An 18,917-nucleotide genomic window follows, 5' to 3' on the forward strand; every position below is an offset into this window, starting at 1 on the left:
TGACACGTCTATATGAGGAAAAGTAACTAGGAAGACTTTATTTATTATTAGATATACAAGAGTATTGCCATTAAATATGTTTTGAGAAGAGAAGGGAACTATTGATTATTAAATAATTAGCACTCATGCGTTTTCCCTGGTAAGGGGAAAGTAACTTTTCCCCAAGAGAAAAGCAAGTTCTCACCTTATAGAAAAGAACTTTTCTAGTTATACTTTGGACGATAGGTAGTAGCGATTCGGGAATAGTGGTGTATGTTTGTTCAACGTTTATTCCAATACAAAAATAATAGTTTCATTTACAGGCGCCCAATCATAAATGAATTTGGCATGGGAAGTTGCATTTCGTACGCACATGTGCGAACGCGGTGTCGTTCCTAACGACGGACTATATTCTATCTGTGTCTTGCGGGGAGCATTGACCGGTACTCCGTGAATATAGGCTCCATCCGTGAAACGACTCGCATAAGGAGCATAACCTCCTGTCTCTTTCGAACCGTCTTTTAGAAATACCATCTTCGCTTTCTTTTCCTGTAATACAAACATTCCTAAAGGAGTTTCCTGTGCATACGGCGGCAGGTGACGTCCCGTAGTGGAAGGATTCATGCTACGAACCATCCATTGCCCTTCTCCGCTACGTTCGAGAGCAGCGATATTCTGATTGTGGCGGTCTACGAAAACAGCTTTGTTGAAAACAATCGTATCTCCGATTACTTTGACATACTTTTTAGGAATCATCCATTCATCTCCGGTAAACATTGGCTCTGCTGTTATGAATTTTTCCCCATCTTCGATAAAACGGGTTAGTTCTCCATCCTGCCCGTATCGTTCGGGCACTAATGTGTCGGTCAACAAATAAAGCGGAACGGATTGGTAACGTTCTATGCCGAGAGTATCCGCCACCCGTCCGTAAGCGTTTCTTTTGAAATTCTTCACAAGCGGTGCTTCTCCATTTCTATTTTTGTAATTCTGGAGAATTGCCCAAGTGGAAGGCTGCAACTGTATATTTTCAAGCAAAGCCAGCCGTTCTTTGATTTTGTCCCATTGAAATTGCCGGGTAGTGTCTTTATAAGGATAGGTGTCTTCCAATGTATATTGGTCATACAATAAATCTTTGGTGATTTGTATCTGTTCTGCTGTGAGTTTCTTTTCAACAGGTTTAACCTCGGGTTGAGTTATTGTATCTTGCGACAGCGAATCTGTCTGTTGTTGTTCATGTACAGGAGAAATCTCTCCTGTACGCGAAGTGCAGGAGTAGAAGACGCAAGAGGCGATGATGAGGCCGGATGCTATTCCATTCATATTATTTATACAGTGCATTTGATGGTTCGTTTACGAATATACGTCATTATAAGGAATAATCCTTTTGTTTTGTTTAAAAAGTAGGTGACAAATATACTTTTTTGCCATACAATGCAAGTTGTCAGTCATTTTGTCAGTCTATTTCTGACAAAGAATCATTTATTTACTTTGGCACGCTTTTCGCAATAACTTTAGCGTTCCGCCTGAAAAATGGCGGGTAACATCTACTATTAAATGTATAACTAAAATATAACAAGTAACTATGAACATTAAACCATTAGCAGACAGAGTGCTTATCCTCCCTGCACCTGCAGAAGAAAAAACAATTGGTGGTATCATTATCCCTGATACAGCAAAAGAAAAACCTTTGAAGGGTGAAGTTGTGGCAATAGGTCACGGTACGAAAGACGAAGAAATGGTATTGAAAGTAGGCGATACAGTTCTTTATGGTAAATATGCCGGAACAGAACTTGACGTTGAAGGTACTAAATATCTGATTATGCGTCAGAGCGATGTTCTCGCTGTTTTGGATTAATTAATAATAGTAAATAGTAAATCTTTAAATAGTAAATAAAGAGATGGCAAAAGAAATATTATTCAATATCGATGCCCGTGACCAATTGAAAAAAGGTGTCGATGCTTTGGCAAATGCAGTAAAAGTAACTCTGGGCCCGAAAGGACGTAACGTTATCATTGAGAAGAAATTCGGTGCTCCGCACATCACAAAAGACGGTGTGACAGTAGCAAAAGAAATCGAATTGGCAGATGCTTACCAGAACACTGGTGCACAGTTGGTAAAAGAAGTTGCTTCTAAGACAGGTGACGATGCCGGTGACGGTACAACTACTGCAACCGTTCTTGCACAAGCTATCGTAGCTGAAGGTTTGAAGAACGTAACTGCCGGTGCTAGCCCGATGGATATCAAACGTGGTATCGACAAGGCCGTTGCCAAAGTGGTAGAATCAATCAAGGATCAGGCTGAAACTGTAGGTGACAACTATGACAAGATCGAACAAGTGGCAACCGTATCTGCAAACAACGACCCGGTAATCGGTAAATTGATTGCTGACGCTATGCGTAAAGTTTCTAAAGACGGTGTAATCACTATCGAAGAAGCAAAAGGTACAGACACTACTATCGGTGTAGTAGAAGGTATGCAGTTCGACCGTGGTTATTTGTCAGCTTACTTCGTGACAAATACAGAAAAAATGGAATGTGAGATGGAGAAACCTTACATCCTGATCTATGACAAGAAGATTTCTAATCTGAAAGATTTCTTGCCTATCCTCGAACCGGCTGTACAAACAGGTCGTCCTCTGTTGGTAATTGCAGAAGATGTAGATAGCGAAGCGTTGACTACATTGGTAGTAAACCGTCTGCGTTCTCAATTGAAGATCTGTGCTGTGAAGGCTCCGGGCTTCGGCGATCGTCGTAAAGAAATGTTGGAAGATATCGCTATCCTGACAGGTGGTGTTGTTATCAGCGAAGAAAAAGGTTTGAAACTGGAACAAGCTACTATCGAAATGTTGGGTACTGCTGACAAAGTTACAGTTACTAAAGACTATACAACTGTTGTAAACGGTGCAGGTAACAAAGACAGCATCAAAGAACGTTGCGAACAGATCAAAGCACAAATCGTGGCAACTAAGTCTGACTATGACCGCGAGAAATTGCAGGAACGTCTGGCTAAATTGTCAGGTGGTGTAGCAGTTCTCTATGTAGGTGCTGCTTCTGAAGTGGAAATGAAAGAAAAGAAAGACCGTGTGGACGATGCTTTGCGTGCAACTCGTGCTGCTATCGAAGAAGGTATCATCCCGGGTGGTGGCGTAGCTTATATCCGTGCAATTGATGCTATCGATGGCATGAAGGGTGACAATGCTGACGAAACAACCGGTGTTGAAATCATCAAACGTGCTATCGAAGAACCACTTCGTCAGATCGTTGCTAACGCTGGTAAAGAAGGTGCGGTAGTTGTTCAGAAAGTACGTGAAGGCAAAGGTGACTTTGGTTACAACGCTCGTCTGGATATTTACGAAAACTTGCATGCTGCCGGTGTAGTAGACCCTGCTAAGGTTGCTCGTGTAGCTTTGGAAAATGCAGCTTCTATCGCTGGTATGTTCCTGACTACTGAATGTGTAATTGTAGAAAAGAAGGAAGATAAACCTGAAATGCCAATGGGCGCTCCCGGAATGGGAGGCATGGGCGGAATGATGTAATTCCAGCTTTCGCTTAAGAATATATAAAGAAGATAAGAACCACTTTCCCTAATAAGGGGAGGTGGTTCTTTTTTTGTATTCCTGCAACATCTCTGCCTTCAATTTGTTCGATTGTTGGAATACCCTTATATTTATTGTCTAATTTATTAATAAATCGAGAGATGTTGAAAGTAGTAACATTTATGAAGCAAGTAGCCCGTGGGCTACAGATGGAGGGAAACTTTGGCACTGCCCATGTATACCGTAGCAGTCTCAATGCCATCATTGCTTATTGTGGGAAAGAGGATTTCACCTTCCATGAGGTGAGTCCGGAGTGGTTAAAAGGGTTCGAAGTGCATCTTCGTAGTCGTGGATGTAGTTGGAATACCGTCTCCACTTATTTGCGCACGTTTCGTGCAGTTTATAATCGTGCTGTCGATCTTCGTAAGGCACCTTATGTTCCTCATCTGTTTCGTTCTGTTTATACAGGCACTCGTGCCGATCATAAACGTGCGTTGGGTGAGGAGGATATAAAGAAAGTATTTGCCAGGTTATCACAGGCTTTTGTCGGTTCTCCGTCATTACGCAAGGCACAGGAATTATTTATCCTTATGTTTTTATTGCGCGGTTTGCCTTTTGTCGATCTCGCCTATTTGCGTAAAAGTGATTTACGTGACAATGTGATTACATATCGCAGACGTAAGACAGGCCGCACCTTGTCGGTGACTCTAACTGCAGAAGCGATGATTCTGGTAAAGAGATATATGAACCGTGACAGTTCTTCTCCTTATCTGTTTTCTTTATTAAAAAGTCGTGAAGGGACTCCGGAAGCCTATCGTGAATATCAGTTGGCATTGCGCACATTCAATCGTCAGTTGATGTTGCTGGGCGAATTACTGGGATTGGGTGATAGATTGAGCTCTTATACTGCGAAACATCATACAATCTCTATCTAATTGAAAATTAAACAGTTATTTCTGTTTAATTAATATCAGGTAACGATTTAGAAACGAGCGAATTACAATATTCTGTTTTCTTTTGCCTCTGTCAAAGAACGATTCTTTCAATGCAAATATACACTTTACTTGTGACAAAAGCAATCTTTTTCTACATTTAATCGACTTACAGTCAGCCTTAAAGAGGGTATCTGGTCTCATTCCATCTTCTTCCTCAAAAATAACATAGCAGTCTAAATTGGTTTATGTATGGGATAGGTCTTGTTCATTCGATCCGGTAGACTACTATACATAAAAGTATAAAGGCGAGATACGACAAGGAGATGCCATGCTTTTGTGTAAGGGGAATCTCTCTTAGCTTATCGCAGACCATGTATAGCTAAGTGTTTTGAGAATAAACAGTCTGTAAAAAACGGAAAGACACCGATTATGGGCCGTATCACCATCAATGGAACCCAAGCCGGTTTCAGTTGTAAGAAAGAAGTGTCCCTCGCTTTGTGGGACGTCAAAACCAACCGGGCCAAAGGCAAGTCCGAGGAGGCCCGTACACTCAATCAGGAGCTTGACAATATCAAGGCGCAAATCACCAGGCACTACCAGTACATCTGCGACCACGACAGTTTTGTTACAGCCAAGAAAGTCTATAACCGCTATGTCGGCTTCTCAGAGGAATGCCACACCCTTATGAACCTTTTCAGGGAACAGCTGGAACCGTATAAAAAGAAAATCGGCATAGAGAAAGCCGAAAGCACCTACTGCGGTCTGGTTGCCGATTACAAGAGTCTCCTGCTTTTCATGAAAAGCAAGAAGAATGCAGAGGATATTGTCATCGAAGAACTTGAGAAATCATTCATCGAGGATTACTACAACTGGATGCTCGGTACATGCGCTTTGGCAAACTCCACTGTCTTCGGGCGTGTCAATACCTTGAAGTGGCTGATGTATATCGCGCAGGAAAAAGGCTGGATACGGGTTCATCCGTTCGCATCATTCGAGTGTATGCCCGAATACAAGAGGCGTTCTTTCCTTTCCGAAGAGGAACTGCAAAGGATAATCCATATAGAACCGAGATACAAACGCCAGCGTGCCATGCGCGACATGTTCCTGTTCATGTGCTTCACCGGTCTTTCCTATGTGGACTTGAAAGCCATAACATACGATAATATCCATACCGACTCCGACGGCGGTACATGGCTGATGGGCAACCGTATAAAAACGGGAGTGGCGTATGTCGTAAAATTATTGCCCATTGCTATCGAACTGATTGAAAAATATAGGGGTACGGATGAAAAGAAAGACTCCCCGAATGTGTCTTTCCGGTAGGTGAATACAATGCCATGCGGCTCAGTCTTGGAATCATAGGCAGGAAATGCAACTCCGGGGCGAGGTCACCCCGCACATCGGACGCCACGCATTTGCCGTTCTGGCCATACTCAAGGGGATGCTGCTGGAAACTCTTCAGAAAGTGTTTGGGCATAAGTCCATCACATACGTCCTGCGCATCCATTCACTTGTCCGGCGCAGGCGGGGCAATCTTTTTCTGGAAGTCGCCCATCTGTACGACCAGCGTGCTGACCAGCTTTCTCAACTCCTAATACGCGCTTGTTTCAATAATTGTCAGTTCCATACTAAAATTCTTTTTAAGATTCTGAATATGCGACAAAGTAACGCACATCCTATATCCTTTCCAAACAGATAATATCAGAGTCTTCCGTTGGCGTGCATTGGCGTATCCAACGTTAAAAGAGAAGGTCCTTCACCTGCATCCATGCGGCAACGGAACTTCCATTCCCTTACTTGTTTTCCATAAATTTATAGGATTAATTTCTGGTGCATGATATTAATAGTCATTATTCTGTCTGCTTTTTTTGCTTGCATAATTGCAGCTAACAGTTATCTATTCCAGAACGCATTGTTATGGAAAATGGCAAGCTGTTTTGTTGGTTTATGGATATTGTGTATGATAATTACCGTCTTCGTTTGTCGTAAACTTGAATGCTCTAATTAAAACAGTACGGTTGTCATGCTTTGTGTGTTTTATTATAAATATTATGAATTATTTGGAATTGATATGTAATATAGATAATTTTGCAGTCGGGAAATGGTTTCGGGAGGTTTACGCCTTCCGAATGAAAAGGGAACCCGGTGAAAATCCGGGACAGTACCCGCTGCTGTGAGTCCACAAAAACGGACATCGAACTTTTGCCACTGGTGTAATACCGGGAAGGCACGATGACCGGGACGAGTCAGAAGACCTGCCATGACCGGAATGAGATTTACACCTGCGGGATATACGGGTCGTAATCAAATAAGGAATAGCTCATCGGCCATTCAATATTTGAAGACAGACATATTCCCGTTCGTGTAAGTCCGCACGAACGGGAATTTTTTGTGTTTGTTAATAATATGTTTTACATTAAAATGAGTGACCTATGAAAAGAAAATTACGCTTTCTGGCAGGTGCCTGTCTATTTACCGCAACCGCCTTGTTCTCTGGCTGTAGCTCGGACGATGACTTTTTGATGGACCCGGTTGATTCCGGAACTTCGCAAACCCGTGCTGTGACAAATTCGGACGGTACTTTAACTATCACTTTCGATGATTTCGATCCCGGCATGTTAGCAGGACCTACCTCGGCCGGAGAAAATCTTTATTCGTACCAAGGGTATCCTCAAGTAACCACCATTTACGACAATACTCCGGAAGAATATCTCTTCCTTTCAATGTTTAATACTGTAGGTGGAAGCACAGAGTATTCCAGCGGCGGCATCGCACTTTCCAACTGGAACATCCGCTCCAATCAGTCGGGAAATACCGGAGACTGGTGGTATTCTTATCTAAACCAATGTTCTGTCTATAACACTGCGGTGGAAGCGGAAGGACAGAATAAGGAAGCCGGGCACAGCGGTTCCAATTTCGGTGTCGTTTACGGATATGTGGATGCTTACAATCAGGCATGGATGGCTAAACCAGAATTTTATTTCAATGTTCCCCGGAAATTGGTCGGCCTGTGGATCTGCAACACCTCATACACTTATGGTGTCATTACTTATGGTAATCAGTTCGGTTCTACGGGGGTAGCGACTCCTCTGAAAGAGATGAAAGGGTATTTCCAAGTGAATCTGGAATGTTATGATGCGAATGGCGGTCTGATCCGCACTTACAAACGTCTTTTAGCCGATTATCGTAACGGCCAACAACAGGTTGATCCTATCACGACATGGGATTATTGGGAAATCAATGCCGAAGGGGTGCAAAGTGTGAAATTCAACTTCGAGGGTTCGGATTCGGGAGCATACGGTTTGAATACTCCGGCTTATATCTGTATTGATGATATCACCATACAATAAAAAGAATACAAGGATATCCCTTCTGTCGGGGGTATCCCTGTTATTTTTCTAAAATCCACACATCATGCATCGTTTTCACTATTTTATTATTTCTGCCTGTATGCTGTTCACCTCCTGCAACAAGGATGAAGTCATTACCGAAGAAGTAGGAGGACAACCTATAATAGAACTTGACAGCGAGACCGGTATTTACACGGTCAAGGTCGATCACGAATTGACTATCGCCCCGACATACCAGAATGTTGAAGATGCTCTTTTTGCTTGGACGATAGACGGTACGCTGGTTTCTTCGGGTCCGTCTCTTCAACGTACATGGAATGAATGCGGGGATTTTTATGTCAAACTAAGAGTAGACAATGCGGAAGGCTATGCCGAAGAGGAACTGAAAGTAGAAGTGAAAGAACTCACCCCTCCGGTCATCTCACTGGCACTACCTTCGCAGGGGCTAAAAGTCGTCCGGAATACCGATTACACATTTACTCCCGATATTCAGCATTCGGATGTCGAAGGGTTCAAAATCGAATGGGTACGGGAAGGAAAAATCGTTTCCACCGAGAATACTTATACTTTCAATGAAAAAGAACTCGGTGTTTATACGGTGACAATCAACGCTTCCAATATAGATGGGACAACAACGAAAGACGTAAGCGTAGAGGTCGTGGAAACGATGCCCTACGTTGTCAAATTCCCGACCCCGTCTTACCTGCAAACATCCACGGACAGGTACACTTTTGCCGACCGTCCTGTTTTCCTGCGTCCGTTGTTGGAGTATTTCGACAATCCCCGTTTTGAGTGGAGTGTGGACGGTCAGGTCATGGAAGGAGAAGTGGAACGCATGTTCAAGTTCACGCCGTCCGCACCCGGAGAATACACCGTCTCCTGTACTGTGTCGGAAGACACACCGACGGAAAAAATAAGCAGGAATATCGACAAAGGGAAAACGGCTGTCACTGCCACCGTAAAAGTCGTTTGTGTGGACAAAAAGGAACAAGACGGCTTCCGGGCTTCGGGAAGTTCCAAGCTCTGGAATAAAGTCTATGAATATACCCCAGCTCCCGGCCAATTTATCAACGAGACGAGCACGATAGGCGGTATGACCGGCAACGAAACATCCCCTGAAGCGGCTGTCGCATGGGCAACACAGCGTTTGAAAGACAAACTGCACGTCTCTTTAGGTTCTTTCGGGGGTTATATCATCGTCGGCTTCGACCACAGTATTCCCAATTCGGGTAACCAATATGATTTCTGTGTTCAGGGGAACGCCTTTGACGGCAGTTCCGAACCGGGTATCGTATGGGTCATGCAAGATATAAACGGAAACGGATTGCCGGATGACGAGTGGTACGAACTGAAAGGATCTGAAGCAGGCAAGGAAGAAACAATACAGAATTTTGAAGTGACCTATTACCGTCCGGAAGGCAAAAAAATGGATGTCCAATGGATCAGTTCCGACGGTAGAAACGGCTGGGTAGACTATCTGTCCGCTTATCATACACAAGACTATTATTATCCGGCTTGGATTTCGGAAAACAGTTATACCCTGACAGGCACTTGTCTGGCCGCCCGCAACACCCAAGATTCTCAAACCGGTTATTGGGATAATCAGAGTTATGACTGGGGGTACGTGGATAATTTCGGAAACGACCAGATAGAAGGCGGCAGTACGGTGGATGGAAGCGGACAAAGGAACGGTTTCAAAATTTCCAATGCCATCCATGCCGATGGAACGGAAGCCAATCTGCAATATATTGACTTTATCAAAATACAATGCGGTGTTCTGGCCAAAAGCGGCTGGCTGGGCGAAGTTTCTACGGAGGTATTTTCTTTTGAGGATCTAACCAAATAATAAAAATTACAAGTATGAAAATTTATTTTCTTCCCATGCTCCTATCCTTGTTCTTTTTGGGAGCGTGTGACAAAAACGATGAAATTATACCTGAAGATGCAGATGAAAATTTCATCACATCGGTCGTGATGACCGTGGACGGGAAATCGTACACGGCCGACATTACGGACAATACAGTAACAATAACCGTTCCCTATACGGTATCGCTGAACAACGCCGAAGTGGAATTCAAGTACACAACTTCTGCAACAATCATACCTGATCCTGAAACGGTAACGGACTGGGATAACGAACGAACCTTCCGGGTGACATCCTATAACGGAGATGCCCGCGAATATACCTATAAGGTCGTGAAAAGCGAGATAGAATCTGACGGAGATGTGGAGTTGAAGACCACCGAGGAGGTAGCTTCTTTTGCCGCAACCAAAACAACCGTTGTCAAAGGGAACCTGATTATCGGCTCTGATGCGGAAGAGGCAGAAAAAATCACTGACATATCTGCATTGGCATCTTTGAAAGAGGTTACTGGCAACATTGTCATTCGTAACAGTTACAACGGTGCAGACTTGACAGGGTTGGATAATATCGTTTCTGCCGGAGGTTTACAGGTAGGTTCGACCGATGTCGCCTCGAAAGCTACGGAACTTCACATGATTTCCATGAAAGCATTGGAAACGCTCTCCGGAGACATATCGGTATATAACGACCAAGTGACGTATGTCCTATTCGAGAAACTGGCAATTATTGAAGGAAGCGTGATGTTCAATGCGTCGTCGTTACAGAGTTTTGAGTTTCCGGTTCTGACTACTGTAGGTCAGGATCTGAATCTTCAAGGACTCAATGAAGAGAACACAGCAGCCGGTTCGATTGCGTCTTTGGAAATACCGGAACTGACAAGTGTCGGAGGGGTCTTGTCCGTAAACAATCTTGCCAAGCTGACTTCCATGAGCTTCCTTAAGCTGAAAGAGACCGGTGGCCTTGATTTCCATACCGTCCCCGTGATGTTGGAAACCATCAACCTTCCGGAAATCGAAACAGTAAACGGAAGTATTATTATGGAAGCCAATATGGAAGCTCCTCCTACCGGTAGTTTTGTTCCCCAACGAAATGACGTGCTTCAGGCTTTCGGTGGAATGGACAAACTGACAACGATAAAGGGACAGATAAAGATAAAGAATTTCACGGCACTCAAACAACTTCCCGACTGGAGCAAGATCACCACACTTGGAAGCATCACGCTGGATTATCTTGAAGATGTGAGCGGAACACTGCTGTTGCCGAACGCCCGATTTGAAACCTTCGGAGAAACAGCGCCCCAGATTGAAATTATAAACAAGGTGCAGCTCTCCAAAATTGAAACAGCCGAAGATTTGTCAAATGTAAATTTTGTCATCACCAGTCTCACGAATAATAAGTTCCCTGAAATCACGTTCAAGAATATCAAAGACTTCACTTGTAAGCCAACCACCAACAATACCGATTATACCATATCGACAATTCAACATGTATATGGAAATCTAAATGTGACAGGCCAAATGCGAAGCAATGCCAAATTTCCCGACTTGGAAATCATAGATGGATATGGATATATCCAAATACCCATGTTTGCTTCAATCACAATGCCAGTCTTGAAAGAAGTGGGAGGACAGTTCTATTTATCTGGAAATTTTACCAGTTGTAACTTGCCCTTACTATCCAAAGTTTGTTGTTCAGCTTCTCCTGTATATTATAAAGAGGGAGAGGGCTCGTTAGCAATATCTTTACAAAGTAAATCGCTGGATATTCCGGAATTGCTTCACGTAGGAGGTGAAGGGTTGTTCGTTAATAAAGCAACAGGCATTACTTGTGATAAATTACAGACTATAGATGGTACGCTACAGATAAAAAGTGCGACTTCTCTTTCTCAGGAAACACTTTCCATGGAGAAGTTGGAGACCTTGCATGGGGTTGTTTTTGACGGTTTGACGAAATTTACCGACTACACTTTCTTCGGCAAGTTTATAGAAAACGGAATGATTACGGGGGAAAGTTGGAGCGTGACGAAATGTGGGTATAACCCAACCTTCCAAAATATGAAGGACAAACAATATACGCAGCAGGATTAAACCTTATACCTTAACCAGAGTACCCGTAATGATTCGGGTACTCTTTTTTATCCGAATGACAATGAGCAGAACAATACAACGGATTTGCCTTTTTCTTTTCTGCCTGCCAGTTTTCGGCAGTTGCATGAAATGGGATTACGGAGAGATGGAAGATTTCTCTGTATCGGCCTCTGGTCTTTTCATTACCAACGAGGGGAATTTCCAGTACAGCAATGCCACGCTTTCCTACTACGATCCCGCCACGTGCGAAGTGGAGAATGAAGTGTTTTACCGTGCCAACGGGTTCAAGTTGGGCGATGTGGCCCAGTCTATGGTTATCCGGGACGGTATAGGCTGGATCGTGGTGAACAACTCGCATGTGATTTTCGCCATCGACATCAATACTTTCAAGGAAGTGGGCCGTATCACAGGTTTCACCTCACCCCGGTATATCCATTTTCTGTCGGATGAGAAAGCCTATGTGACGCAGATATGGGACTACCGTATCTTCATCATCAACCCCAAGACATACGAGATTACCGGCTATATCGAATGTCCAGACATGGACATGGAATCGGGTTCCACCGAACAAATGGTACAATACGGCAAGTACGTCTATGTGAACTGCTGGTCGTACCAGAACCGCATCCTGAAAATCGACACGGAGACGGACAAGGTCGTGGACGAACTGACCATCGGCATACAACCTACTTCGCTGGTCATGGACAAATACAACAAGATGTGGACCATCACGGATGGCGGTTACGAGGGCAGCCCATACGGTTACGAGGCACCGTCTCTCTATCGTATAGACGCCGAGACTTTCACCGTAGAGAAACAGTTCAAGTTTAAGCTGGGCGACTGGCCTTCGGAAGTCCAGCTCAACGGTACACGGGATACACTTTACTGGATCAACAACGATATTTGGCGAATGCCGGTGGAAGCCGACCGTGTTCCCGTCCGGCCTTTTCTGGAGTTTCGGGACACCAAATACTACGGCCTTACGGTCAATCCCAACAACGGGGAGGTATATGTGGCCGACGCTATTGATTACCAGCAACAAGGTATCGTGTATCGCTATTCGCCGCAAGGCAAGCTGATCGATGAATTTTACGTGGGAATCATTCCGGGAGCTTTCTGCTGGAAATAACGAGGAAGGAGGACAAAAATGAAAAGACATCTTATTCTATTGTTCGTGGGGGTAAGCCTGCCCTTTCTGCTTGCCGCCCAGCAGAAAAATTCCGTCAGCATTACCAAAAGGGTACTACGTATTCCGGAGGTTACGGTGGTGGGCAAACGACCTATGAAGGATATAGGCGTGCAACGAACCCGTTTCGATTCCATCGCCATGAAAGAGAACATCGCCTTGTCTATGGCCGATGTGCTGACATTCAACTCATCCGTTTTTGTCAAGAACTACGGACGCGCCACGTTATCCACCGTGGCTTTCCGGGGTACCTCTCCCTCGCATACCCAAGTGACGTGGAATGGTATGCGCATTAACAACCCGATGCTGGGCATGACGGATTTTTCCACCATCCCTTCTTACTTTATCGATGATGCCTCGCTGCTGCACGGAACGTCATCGGTAAACGAAACGGGCGGCGGCTTGGGTGGTCTGGTCAGGCTCTCCACTTCTCCGGCCAACCATGAAGGGTTCGGGTTGCAGTACGTGCAGGGAGTGGGGTCGTTCAGCACGTTCGACGAGTTTCTCCGCCTGACCTACGGTGACAAACACTGGCAGTCCTCCACCCGTGTGGTGTATTCCTCTTCCCCCAACGACTACAAATACCGAAACCGGGACAAGAAGGAAAACATCTATGACGAGGACAAGAACATCATCGGTTCCTATTACCCGACGGAACGCAACCGCAGCGGGGCTTATAAGGATCTGCACGTCTTGCAGGAAATTTATTATAACACGGGCGAAGGCGACAAGTTCGGGCTAAACGCCTGGTATATCAATTCCAACCGGGAACTGGCGATGCTCAGCACGGATTACGGGAACGACATGGACTTCGAGAACCGCCAAAGGGAGCAGACGTTTCGCGGCGTCCTCTCGTGGGATCGCGTGCGGGAGAAATGGAAGGTCGGTGTAAAAGGCGGCTATATACACACATGGATGGCCTATGATTACAAGCGGGACAAGGGAAACGGCGAAATGGCTTCGATGACCCGCTCACGCAGTAAGATTAACACGTTCTACGGAAGTGCGGACGGGGATTATGCTCCTTCAGAGAAATGGCTGTTCACGGCCGGTGTTTCCGTACACCAGCATTTGGTGGAAAGCGCGGACAAAAATATCATCTCGCAGGAAGGTAACAAGGCTGTTGTCGGGTATGACAAGGGACGTGTCGAGTTTTCCGGTTCCGTTTCTGCGAAATGGCGGCCTGTCGATCGTTTTGCCGCCTCGCTTGTCCTTCGCGAGGATATGTTCGGTACGGAATGGGCCCCGGTTATCCCGGCTTTCTTCATCGACGGGGTACTGTCGAAAAAAGGCAATATCGTGGCGAAAGCATCCATCTCCCGGAACTACCGTTTTCCCACGCTGAACGACCTCTATTTTCTGCCGGGCGGTAATCCCGACCTGAAAAGCGAGCACGGCTTCACATACGACGTGGGGTTGTCGTTCTCGGTGGGGAAAGAAAATGTATATGCTTTGAGCGGTGGTATCAACTGGTTCGATTCGCACATCGACGACTGGATCATCTGGCTACCCACAACCAAGGGATTCTTCTCCCCCAGAAACCTCAAAAAGGTACATGCTTACGGGGCAGAGACCAACGCCCACCTTGATATAATGCTCGGAAAGGACTGGAAACTGGATATGAACGGAACTTTCTCGTGGACTCCCTCGATCAACGAGAGCGAACCGATGAGTCCGGCAGACCAATCCGTCGGCAAACAGTTGCCATACGTGCCGGAGTTTTCCGCAACGGTGACCGGACGTCTGTCATGGCGGACATGGAGCCTGCTTTACAAATGGTGTTATTACAGCCAGCGTTATACCATGTCGAGTAATGACTATACCCTGACGGGCTATCTGCCCCCTTACTTCATGAATAACGTGACACTGGAAAAACAGCTCTCTTTCCGATGGGCCGATCTGTCGCTAAAGGGCAGCATCAACAACCTGTTCGATGAAGAATACCTTTCCGTATTGTCCCGTCCCATGCCGGGCATCAATTTCGAGATATTCATCGGCATAACACCCAAGTTCGGAAAAAACAAAAATAGTAAACGATAATCTGCATCAATATGAACGCATTAAAGAATTTAAGCCTGATTTTGTTGCTTTCTCTGGCATTTACAGGCTGCCACAACAAAAGCTCAAAAATCAATGATTTCAACCTGCTGCTTTATGCTCCCGAATATGCCTCCGGCTTCGACATCAAAGGGGCGGGCGGGAAGGAAAGCGTACTGATAACCGTCAGGAATCCCTGGCAGGGAGCGGACAGTGTAACCACATGGCTGTTTATCGTCCGCAACGGTGAAGAGGTTCCCGAAGGGTTTGCAGGACAGGTACTCAAAGGAGACGCCAAACGTATCGTGGCGATGTCTTCCACTCATATCGCCATGCTTGACGCAATCGGTGAAGTCCGGTGTATAACCGGCGTTTCGGGAATCGACTACATTTCCAACCCAGACATCCAAGCCCGCCGCGACAGTATTGGCGATGTCGGCTATGAAGGGAACATCAACTACGAGTTGCTGCTCTCGCTCGATCCCGACCTCGTTCTGCTCTATGGGGTGAACGGCGCAAGCGCAATGGAAAGCAAACTCGAAGAACTCGACATACCGTTCATGTATGTCGGCGATTATCTTGAAGAGTCGCCTCTCGGCAAGGCCGAATGGATGGTAGTGCTTTCAGAAGTCACAGGAAAACGTGAGAAGGGTGAAAAAGCCTTTGCCGCAATCCCGGTCAGATACAACGCCTTGAAAAAGAAAGTGGCCGACAGTACCCTCGGCACTCCTTCGGTTATGCTTAATGTTCCCTATGGCGACTCGTGGTTCATGCCTTCAACCCAAAGTTATGTAGCCCGCTTGATTACTGATGCGGGAGGCCGCTATATCTACCAGAAGAACACGGGAAACGCTTCTATCCCCATTGACTTAGAAGAAGCATATCTGCTCGCGTCGGATGCGGACATGTGGTTGAACGTGGGAATGGCGAACTCCCTTGACGACTTGAAGGCATCATGTCCGAAATTCACCGATACCCGATGTTTCAAAAATGGAGAGGTGTATAACAACAACGCCCGTACCAACACAGCCGGGGGTAACGACTATTACGAGTCTGCCGTCGTGAATCCTGACATCGTGCTCCGCGACCTCGTGAAGATATTCCATCCTGAACTGGTGCAGGAAGAGTGTGTGTATTACAAGCAACTGAAATAGATGCGTTCCCGTTCGACTATATTATTCTCCATATTGATTACGCTCACGGTCGGTCTTTTTTTACTGGACTTGGCCGTGGGAGCTGTCAACATTCCGATCCGCGATGTATGGGCAGCACTGACCGGGGGAAATTGTTCCCGTGCCACGGAAAAAATCGTACTCAACATACGCCTCATAAAAGCTATAGTGGCACTGTTGGCCGGGGCTGCCTTATCGGTCAGCGGTCTTCAGATGCAGACCCTCTTCCGTAATCCTCTTGCCGGTCCCTATGTCCTTGGCATCAGTTCCGGTGCAAGTCTCGGTGTGGCACTTGTGGTACTTGCCGGGATCGGTTCATCAATAGGCATTGCCGGAGCAGCGTGGGTGGGTGCGGCTGTCGTGTTGCTCGTGATAACTGCCGTCGGACAGCGAATAAAAGACATCATGGTAATCCTGATTCTGGGCATGATGTTCTCATCGGGCGTAGGTGCTGTCGTGCAGATATTGCAGTACCTCAGCAAAGAGGAATCGCTGAAAGCCTTTGTCATTTGGACGATGGGGGCTTTGGGTGACGTCACCTCCGGACAACTTCTGATTCTTGTTCCATCGGTGTTTGCCGGACTGCTGTTGGCTGTACTGACCATCAAACCGCTTAACCTCCTGCTGTTCGGAGAGGAATATGCCGTAACAATGGGACTGAATATTCGGCGTTCACGCAGCCTGTTGTTTCTCTCGACAACGCTGCTCGCCGGAACGATAACCGCTTTTTGCGGTCCGATAGGTTTCATAGGTCTCGCTATGCCTCATGTCACAAGAATGCTTTTCCAAAATAGCGATCATCATGTCCTTCTGCCCGGAACAATTCTTTCGGGAGCATCGATATTGCTTCTTTGCGACATCATTTCTAAAATATTCACCTTGCCGATCAACGCCATTACAGCTCTATTGGGAATCCCAATCGTCGTATGGGTGGTTTTACGCAACAAATCCATCACCGCATGATAGAATTACAGCATTTTTCCATAGGTTACAAAGAAAACTCGTTGCTCCACGAGGTAAATGCCACGATAAAAAAAGGTCAACTGACAGCCCTTATCGGAAGAAACGGGACAGGAAAATCGACGTTGCTCCGCGCCATAGCCGGTCTGAACCGGTGTTATTCCGGAAAAATCATTCTCGACGGGCACGACATCGCCTGCATGAAAACCGAAGATATGGCAAAAACGCTGGCTGTCGTCACGACCGAGCGCACGCGCATCGCCAACCTGCGGTGCAAGGATGTCGTAGCCATAGGCCGTGCTCCTTATACCAACTGGATAGGTAGGATGCAAGAAACAGATAAGGAGATAGTCATGCAATCGCTCATTTCGGTGGGAATGGAGGCTTATGCAAACCGCACGATGGATAAAATGTCGGATGGCGAATGCCAGCGTGTGATGATTGCTCGTGCATTGGCACAGGATACTCCTATCATTCTCCTTGATGAACCGACTTCCTTTCTTGACATGCCTAATCGCTACGAACTTGTGGCGTTGCTTCGTAGGCTTGTCCACGACGAGAAAAAATGTATCATGTTCTCGACACATGAACTTGACATCGCGTTGTCCATGTGCGATTCGATAGCATTGTTAGATACCCCGAATTTAAGTTGCTTGACCGCGTCTGAAATGCAGAAAAGCGGATACATTGACAGACTTTTCCAAAATGAAAACATCCGTTTCGACTCCTTATGCGGTACAATGATTTTGAAACAATGAGTATATACACTGTAGAAAATTTTACTTCAGACATCACTGTTGAAGGATACATCGCCGAATTCCGTGACGAACCACATTTTCTTGAACTTTGCAAACAATGTACCAATTACGGTAAAAGTTGGGGGTGTCCTCCATTTGATTTTGATACGGAATCGTTTCTCCGACAATACAAGTATGCACATCTTATGGCAACGAAGATAATCCCTGAAGACAAAGATATTCCGATTGAATATACACAAAAACTCATTTTACCGGAACGGATACGAATCGAGAGCGAATTATTGGATATGGAACGGAAATATGGAGGGCGTTCATTTGCCTATATAGGTAAATGTCTTCACTGCTCAGATAACGAGTGTACGCGTAACTGCGGCACACCATGCCGACACCCGGAAAAAGTGCGTCCGTCACTCGAAGCCTTCGGATTTGACATAGCCAAAACGCTTTCTGAACTTTTTAACATCGAACTTCTTTGGGGAAAGGATGGCAAATTACCTGAATATCTTGTTCTCGTAAGCGGATTTTTTCATAATGAATACGAACTTTGCAACATAGCATACTAATGATTCGGACATGAAATAAACAGACAAACTAACCACATTCGGTTCAATCTGTTTTGTGATTTCAAATGAATTATAATTAGATATGTAAAAAGCGACGCTGGAGCTTGAAATAAGTAACGGTTTATCGGTGTATTCTCCGTTAAACCGTCCTGTTTTCGTTAAACGAAAACACAACTTGCTGTCCGCAGGAGCGGACCACATTTATCCAATAATTATTGTGTATTAGCCCATTGTATGGCTATTCTCCTGTGATTTACGAGGCATTTCCATCAGGTGTTTGCCGGCTGCTCTCCCCATAAAAGGGTGGATATCTCTCCATAATCATATGACTTACGTCCATAATTCGGGAATAAGGAGGCGAATATACGGGAAATCTGCCCTTTACATGCCCTATTGTCCATTAATGGATTGTTACTTCTACACATCTACAAATGGAGAGCGGCAGTGAGCCGTATATGGTTTATGGTTTTTCTGCATTATCTTCATTAAT

The 18,917-nt window shown here is 45.5% G+C and carries 14 protein-coding genes, 1 pseudogene and 1 riboswitch; of the genes and pseudogenes, 14 read left to right on the forward strand and 1 reads right to left on the reverse strand.

Going from position 1 to position 18,917, the window contains the following annotated elements:
- Window positions 1-267 precede the first annotated feature (267 nt).
- Entirely contained in the window at window positions 268-1,317 is a 1,050-nt protein-coding gene (locus tag LPH68_RS18350; RefSeq protein WP_151923758.1) for a L,D-transpeptidase, read from the reverse strand.
- A gap of 244 nt (window positions 1,318-1,561) precedes the next feature.
- Here LPH68_RS18350 and LPH68_RS18355 point away from each other — a divergent pair, with 244 nt between their 5' ends.
- From LPH68_RS18355 to LPH68_RS18420, 14 genes and pseudogenes are all read left to right on the forward strand, one after another.
- Window positions 1,562-1,834, forward strand: coding sequence for a co-chaperone GroES (locus LPH68_RS18355; RefSeq protein WP_149942882.1), 273 nt, complete (start codon window positions 1,562-1,564; stop codon window positions 1,832-1,834).
- Window positions 1,835-1,877: 43 nt separating this feature from the next.
- Window positions 1,878-3,515 carry a chaperonin GroEL gene (gene groL, locus LPH68_RS18360; protein ID WP_004314006.1) on the forward strand — a complete coding sequence of 546 codons (1,638 nt, stop codon included), beginning with the start codon at window positions 1,878-1,880 and terminating at the stop codon, window positions 3,513-3,515.
- Window positions 3,516-3,676: 161 nt separating this feature from the next.
- Window positions 3,677-4,432, forward strand: a pseudogene (locus LPH68_RS18365) (tyrosine-type recombinase/integrase); the annotation flags it as partial.
- 447 nt (window positions 4,433-4,879) lie between these two features.
- Window positions 4,880-5,773 carry a phage integrase SAM-like domain-containing protein gene (locus LPH68_RS18370; protein ID WP_004289225.1) on the forward strand — a complete coding sequence of 298 codons (894 nt, stop codon included), beginning with the start codon at window positions 4,880-4,882 and terminating at the stop codon, window positions 5,771-5,773.
- Window positions 5,774-5,819: 46 nt separating this feature from the next.
- Window positions 5,820-6,149 (forward strand): hypothetical protein, encoded by a 330-nt coding sequence (locus LPH68_RS18375; protein ID WP_004289226.1) that lies wholly within the window; start codon window positions 5,820-5,822, stop codon window positions 6,147-6,149.
- 386 nt (window positions 6,150-6,535) lie between these two features.
- A riboswitch (cobalamin riboswitch) is annotated at window positions 6,536-6,728 on the forward strand.
- Window positions 6,729-6,882: 154 nt separating this feature from the next.
- Window positions 6,883-7,800, forward strand: coding sequence for a DUF4465 domain-containing protein (locus LPH68_RS18380; RefSeq protein WP_004289228.1), 918 nt, complete (start codon window positions 6,883-6,885; stop codon window positions 7,798-7,800).
- Window positions 7,801-7,864: 64 nt separating this feature from the next.
- Window positions 7,865-9,646, forward strand: coding sequence for a PKD-like domain-containing protein (locus LPH68_RS18385; protein ID WP_004293827.1), 1,782 nt, complete (start codon window positions 7,865-7,867; stop codon window positions 9,644-9,646).
- Window positions 9,647-9,660: 14 nt separating this feature from the next.
- Window positions 9,661-11,751, forward strand: a complete 2,091-nt coding sequence (locus LPH68_RS18390; RefSeq protein ID WP_151923759.1) for an epidermal growth-factor receptor (EGFR) L domain protein — start codon at window positions 9,661-9,663, stop codon at window positions 11,749-11,751.
- 28 nt (window positions 11,752-11,779) lie between these two features.
- Window positions 11,780-12,880, forward strand: a complete 1,101-nt coding sequence (locus LPH68_RS18395; protein WP_004293828.1) for a YncE family protein — start codon at window positions 11,780-11,782, stop codon at window positions 12,878-12,880.
- An 18-nt stretch (window positions 12,881-12,898) separates the two neighbouring features.
- Window positions 12,899-14,977 carry a TonB-dependent siderophore receptor gene (locus tag LPH68_RS18400; protein ID WP_004311295.1) on the forward strand — a complete coding sequence of 693 codons (2,079 nt, stop codon included), beginning with the start codon at window positions 12,899-12,901 and terminating at the stop codon, window positions 14,975-14,977.
- An 11-nt stretch (window positions 14,978-14,988) separates the two neighbouring features.
- Window positions 14,989-16,128, forward strand: coding sequence for an ABC transporter substrate-binding protein (locus tag LPH68_RS18405; RefSeq protein WP_004289233.1), 1,140 nt, complete (start codon window positions 14,989-14,991; stop codon window positions 16,126-16,128).
- On the forward strand, window positions 16,129-17,109 hold the full coding sequence (locus LPH68_RS18410; protein WP_004311292.1) for an iron ABC transporter permease: 981 nt from the start codon (window positions 16,129-16,131) through the stop codon (window positions 17,107-17,109).
- Entirely contained in the window at window positions 17,106-17,864 is a 759-nt protein-coding gene (locus LPH68_RS18415) for an ABC transporter ATP-binding protein (protein WP_004289235.1), read from the forward strand. Before LPH68_RS18410 ends, LPH68_RS18415 begins: the two co-directional genes overlap by 4 nt.
- Complete coding sequence (locus LPH68_RS18420) at window positions 17,861-18,427, forward strand: DUF2284 domain-containing protein (RefSeq protein ID WP_004289236.1); 567 nt, start codon at window positions 17,861-17,863, stop codon at window positions 18,425-18,427. Before LPH68_RS18415 ends, LPH68_RS18420 begins: the two co-directional genes overlap by 4 nt.
- Window positions 18,428-18,917 lie beyond the last annotated feature (490 nt).

It is taken from the genome of Bacteroides sp. 1_1_30, from assembly GCF_020982715.1.
Classification (GTDB): domain Bacteria; phylum Bacteroidota; class Bacteroidia; order Bacteroidales; family Bacteroidaceae; genus Bacteroides; species Bacteroides xylanisolvens.

Bases quoted from the DNA above. Each gene is read 5' to 3' on its own strand.
- LPH68_RS18350 (WP_151923758.1), bottom strand. From the start codon at position 1,317: ATGCACTGTATAAATAATATGAATGGAATAGCATCCGGCCTCATCATC.
- LPH68_RS18355 (WP_149942882.1), top strand. From the start codon at position 1,562: ATGAACATTAAACCATTAGCAGACAGAGTGCTTATCCTCCCTGCACCT.
- groL (WP_004314006.1), top strand. From the start codon at position 1,878: ATGGCAAAAGAAATATTATTCAATATCGATGCCCGTGACCAATTGAAA.
- LPH68_RS18370 (WP_004289225.1), top strand. From the start codon at position 4,880: ATGGGCCGTATCACCATCAATGGAACCCAAGCCGGTTTCAGTTGTAAG.
- LPH68_RS18375 (WP_004289226.1), top strand. From the start codon at position 5,820: ATGCAACTCCGGGGCGAGGTCACCCCGCACATCGGACGCCACGCATTT.
- LPH68_RS18380 (WP_004289228.1), top strand. From the start codon at position 6,883: ATGAAAAGAAAATTACGCTTTCTGGCAGGTGCCTGTCTATTTACCGCA.
- LPH68_RS18385 (WP_004293827.1), top strand. From the start codon at position 7,865: ATGCATCGTTTTCACTATTTTATTATTTCTGCCTGTATGCTGTTCACC.
- LPH68_RS18390 (WP_151923759.1), top strand. From the start codon at position 9,661: ATGAAAATTTATTTTCTTCCCATGCTCCTATCCTTGTTCTTTTTGGGA.
- LPH68_RS18395 (WP_004293828.1), top strand. From the start codon at position 11,780: ATGATTCGGGTACTCTTTTTTATCCGAATGACAATGAGCAGAACAATA.
- LPH68_RS18400 (WP_004311295.1), top strand. From the start codon at position 12,899: ATGAAAAGACATCTTATTCTATTGTTCGTGGGGGTAAGCCTGCCCTTT.
- LPH68_RS18405 (WP_004289233.1), top strand. From the start codon at position 14,989: ATGAACGCATTAAAGAATTTAAGCCTGATTTTGTTGCTTTCTCTGGCA.
- LPH68_RS18410 (WP_004311292.1), top strand. From the start codon at position 16,129: ATGCGTTCCCGTTCGACTATATTATTCTCCATATTGATTACGCTCACG.
- LPH68_RS18415 (WP_004289235.1), top strand. From the start codon at position 17,106: ATGATAGAATTACAGCATTTTTCCATAGGTTACAAAGAAAACTCGTTG.
- LPH68_RS18420 (WP_004289236.1), top strand. From the start codon at position 17,861: ATGAGTATATACACTGTAGAAAATTTTACTTCAGACATCACTGTTGAA.